A 4,582-nucleotide genomic window follows, 5' to 3' on the forward strand; every position below is an offset into this window, starting at 1 on the left:
GATATAGTGTTCATAGTCCGGTGGAGAGGTCAGATTTTCCAGCGGCTCAGGCCCGGACTGGGTGATAATGTAACTAATCCAGCCACCGCTCTGATACTGTAGCGGGCGGTTTTTCTGCTTGTTGTACTCATCCGCCAGACGAGCAGCCCTGACATGGGGAGGAACATTGCGCTGATAATCAGTGAGATTACGCCGCAGCCGTTTTCGGTAAACCAGACGATTATCAAATTCACCGGCGAGCGTACTGGCGACATAGTTACGTATATAATCCTGATAAGGTTTCTTATAAAAAATAAGGGAATACAGCTCCTGCTGAAATGCCTGTGCCAGCGGAGTCCAGTCACTTCTTACCGTTTCCAGCCCCTTAAATACCAATTTATCGCCGCTCAACCCGGCATAACGTTTTTTACTGCCTTCTTCTGCTCCCCTTACCGTCGGCATCAGAAAACGGCGATAGTGGGTTTCAAATTCCAGTTCTAGTGTACTTTCGAGGTTGAATTCTGTCTTGAGGTGATCTTTCCACCACTGGTTGACGTACTGAGTCAGTGAATGACCAATCTGGCTGGCTTCTTTTTCGGAGTGAGGTTTTTTCAGGCAGACAAACGTGGAATCAGTATCACCATAAATCACCTTATAACCTTTTGATTCAATTAATTTTTGTGTCTGATGCATAATCTTGTGGCCGCGTATGGTAATCGATGAGGTCAGGCGTGGATCAAAAAAATGGCAACCGGAGGCCCCGAGTACGCCATAAAAGGCATTCATGATAATTTTCAGCGCCTGAGCAAGCGGAGCATTGTTTTGCTGCTTTGCTTTATCTCGCTCATGCCAGATGTGAGTAACAATATCGGGTAAGCAGTGCTGAGTGCGGGAAAAAAATGCCTCCCGGAAACCGGGAACAGAATGTTCTTTATCGGGCTGGGCAAGACCTTCCACCATTCCGACCGGATCAATAAGAAAAGTACGTATAATAGAAGGGTAGAGGCTCTTATAATCCAATACCAGCACGGAATCATACAGACCGGGGGATGAATCCATCACAAAACCACCGGGGCTGTGGTCGGTGAAACTCGTTGGCTGAACAGGCGCCACATAGCCGATTCGGTGCATACGAGGCAGATAAAGATGAGTGAATGCAGCCACTGAGCCTCCGGCACGATCCACTGCTAACCCTGTGACTGTCGCCCGTTCCAGCAAAAATGCCATGAGATTGGTTTTCTCAAAAATCCGGTTGACCAGAATACAGTCCTGCAAATTGTAATGAGCGAGGGCGGGTTTATCTTCCTGAAAGCGGCGATTAATTTCATCCATTCTATCATAAGGGCTATCAATCGCTTTCCCTTCCCCCAATAACTCCTGAGCGACATATTCAAGGCTGAACGAAGGAAAATTCCATGTCGCGGTTTTCAGCGCATCAATACCATCAATGATCAAGCGACCTGCCGCAGAGGCGAAAAAATGCCCGGGTTTAAAACCATGTTCGCGCCATTCCAGTACTCCTTTTCCACGACCAAACCGCAGAGGAATGTTATAGCGTTCGGCATGTTTCTGGAGCACTCTTAAATCAAACTGAATCAGGCTCCAGCCGATAATGGCATCGGGATCGTAAATTTCCAGCCATTCATTGAGCTTCTCCAGCATCTGTGAGCGGCTGGCAACATATTCCAGCCTGAAATCCAGTGCCTGCTGTTCACCATTTCCCGCCCCCAGCATAAATACCGTTTTCTCTCCACAGCCTGCCAAGCCGATGGAATAAAGCTCGCCATGCTGACTGGTTTCGATATCCAAAGAAACCCACTTCAGGCTGGGACGATAGTCATGATTGGGTTTCATTTGATAACTTCCGTCTGGTTTTTGGCTAAACCAGACGGGAGCAGTAATAAAACGTTCCATCATAAAGCGATCCGGCGGGCGGATATCGGTTTCGTACAGGGGAATATTCTGTTCCTTGAGAACCTTTTCAAAATGCTGTAGATGGTGGTATTGTGAACAATACAAAGCGGAGACAGGCTGGCGGTTAAAATCTTTCAGAGAGAGTCTTTTCAGCTCATAATGGCGCTCCTGAGCCAGCCGTTTTTCAGCTTCAGGCAAATCACGTTGAGGGATAAAGGCGACAGCTTTCTGATGAAGGATAGTAATACGTCGGCTACCTTTATCCGTGGCTAACCAATACACCAACTCAATACCGGATGGCGTATCTTTCCAGTGACGAGACAGGATGAAACCTTGTTCAGCGTGATTTATCTGCATACTATTTTAGCTTTAAGGTAAGGCACACTTTCTTTTGTGAGAGATAGGCTTTAATTATAGCATTTCATGTTTATTTATACAGTTGTTTTTGTAGCAAGCTGATATCATGACGGTCGATAGATATCATTATTTATTCTCATATATTGAGATTTTTTTACAAACGATATTAAGGTTTGTTGATATTTAGTGTTCATCATTTACTCCTTCTATACATAATGGATTTCAAGATGCATCGCGGCGGCAAGGGAGCGAATAGATGATCGTATGTTGGTTAAAAACAGGTTAAATATAAATGAGGTTAATATATGCCATTTGAGCCTCCATTCAGAGACAAATTTCAGAAAGGCGATTTGATATATGGGTTATCCCAGGAAATTATAAAGAGATATTCAACTAAAATTGAATTTTTTGAAGATGCAAAAATTCATTATGATAATAAAGATTATCCTCCGATAACGATTGCCAGTTACTTAATTCCTTCAGAAATAAGGAATATGAATAATTATATTAAAAATCATAAGGATAGTGAAAATCCTGAGTGTATCAATAGAATGAATTTTGCTAAAGAACAATTGCAATATATAGAAAATGAAAAGTATAAGAAATATAAAAAAAACTATTTTAATCATTTGAGATTAAATGAAAAATACCGTAGTGTCACTGAGAGTGAAAAATACACTGATCAGCTCTTGGGAAGAAAAAGTAAAGGAGGATTATCTTGGGTAACAATAGGTAATGACCTATTAAATAACCAAAATAACCAACTGACGAGAGATATGCATGTTCATTTCATACTTGATGGTCTCGAAATGGAAAGTATCGTTAACAAAAGTGGGCAATTTAAAGATAGTATAACTGGAAAAGAGTTAAGGTGGATTTTCAGAAATAGACAACATCCTAATGTTGCTGCAAGAATTCAATTTTGGAAAAATAATTGCCCTACATCTGCGCCTTGGAGACTAAACCCGATATGGAGACCGTATCTTTATCATCTGGCAGAAAAAAAGGATAGAAGAAGAGCGATATGAAGGAAGGTTAACATGCATCAAAATGAGTATTGCAAAAATGGGAGACCATAGATTTATGTTCTCCTAAAAAACCGACTTTCGTCATCTTGTCTTGGAAGTATTATCTAAAAAATAATTTATTGATAATAAATTGAAAGTGTATGATATATCATCAGGCAACCTAGAAAGATAAGAATAATTCCGGGGATAACTCCTAGAATCAAATGAGATTTATTGGGGGAAAGTTTTTGTATTCTAGAAAATAAAAAGCAATACAACATGTTAAAAAATGTGGCGCCTAAACAAAACACACTACCGAGAATCAGTATTAGATAACTAGGGCTACCAGAAGTTATAAATTGAGGGAAAAATGAAACAAAGAATAATCCTACTTTAGGATTAAGAACACTAATAACAAATCCTCCTAAGAAATCATAATCTTTTGTATTTTTTTATGACTATTTTGTTCGTTGTTTTGCTTATTCGTTATGGGAGAAGACTGAATAATACTCTTGCCCATCCATATTAGATAAACAGCACCAATTAATTGAATGACTCCAAAGAGTGATGGGTTTGACAGAAGTATAGCGGTAATACCTAACCATGTAATAAAAATAATAACCGACGGCTAATCCGGTAGCTGATAATACGGCACTTCTTTTCCCCTTTGTATAATACTTCCCTGTTACATAAACAACATCAGCACCAGGAATTGCGTTTATGGTAAGGCTTGCAACCAAGAAAAGCCCCCCAGTTAATATCAAACATGTTACTCTCCTAGCTTATATAAATGAAATTTTTTCTCAGCCAGAAGCTGAACATCTTCAGTAAAGTTTTTACTATAAAACAACGGACTTTCTAGATTTTCATCTACAGGAATACAATCCTGAAAATTGAATTTTGATTTACTATTTAAATAGTCAGGCATTAGATCAAAGGCTAATAAATAGGATTCACCTTTGACTGCCCAAATAGAAGGTAATGACCATAATGATTTTATTTTTTTAAATTTTATGATTCTTCCAGTATCAATTCCAGAGTCCACATAATGGATAGTCGCTCCGGCTGCTTTTTCTATCTTTTCTTTCGATCCTACTGTCATAAGTTGTTCAATGGCATACTTCCCTCTTTCATAAGGCAAAATGGCAGAGTGCGCATTGACTATCCTGTCCTGAAAAAATGCCCGTGATCCTTATGCCACTACAAAGATATATTAACGCGATGCTCGACTTTTATGATGAGTTGAAATGACATAGCCGCTCCTTTATAACTTTAAGTCGCCAAACTGAGAGAAATAAAGGAATAAAGGCTATGTCACATCAAGA

The 4,582-nt window shown here is 39.9% G+C and carries 4 protein-coding genes and 1 pseudogene; 1 reads left to right on the forward strand and 4 read right to left on the reverse strand.

Features of this window, described 5'->3' with window-relative positions; genetic code table 11:
- On the reverse strand, positions 1–2,250 hold a 2,250-nt coding region (locus tag AACX68_RS05300), incomplete at its 3' end, for a DNA polymerase II (protein ID WP_228860778.1).
- 305 nt (positions 2,251–2,555) lie between these two features.
- Here AACX68_RS05300 and AACX68_RS05305 point away from each other — a divergent pair.
- Positions 2,556–3,278 (forward strand): hypothetical protein, encoded by a 723-nt coding sequence (locus tag AACX68_RS05305; RefSeq protein ID WP_228860779.1) that lies wholly within the window; start codon positions 2,556–2,558, stop codon positions 3,276–3,278.
- Between the two features lie 116 nt (positions 3,279–3,394).
- Here AACX68_RS05305 and AACX68_RS20115 read toward each other — a convergent pair.
- From AACX68_RS20115 to AACX68_RS05310, 3 genes and pseudogenes are all read right to left on the reverse strand, one after another.
- A pseudogene (locus tag AACX68_RS20115) lies at positions 3,395–3,673 on the reverse strand (LysE family translocator); the annotation flags it as partial.
- 8 nt (positions 3,674–3,681) lie between these two features.
- Positions 3,682–3,876, reverse strand: coding sequence for a LysE family transporter (locus tag AACX68_RS20120; protein ID WP_370630336.1), 195 nt, complete (start codon positions 3,874–3,876; stop codon positions 3,682–3,684).
- A gap of 150 nt (positions 3,877–4,026) precedes the next feature.
- The gene (locus tag AACX68_RS05310) at positions 4,027–4,422 is read right to left on the reverse strand and encodes a formyltransferase family protein (protein ID WP_339389285.1); all 396 of its coding nucleotides are present in this window, start codon (positions 4,420–4,422) and stop codon (positions 4,027–4,029) included.
- Positions 4,423–4,582 lie beyond the last annotated feature (160 nt).

The sequence above is a fragment of the Xenorhabdus sp. PB61.4 genome (genome assembly GCF_963894935.1).
Taxonomy (GTDB): domain Bacteria; phylum Pseudomonadota; class Gammaproteobacteria; order Enterobacterales; family Enterobacteriaceae; genus Xenorhabdus; species Xenorhabdus stockiae.

What these genes read in the sequence shown, in the direction of transcription:
- AACX68_RS05305 (WP_228860779.1), top strand. Translation starts at nt 2,556, where the DNA reads ATGCCATTTGAGCCTCCATTCAGAGACAAATTTCAGAAAGGCGATTTG.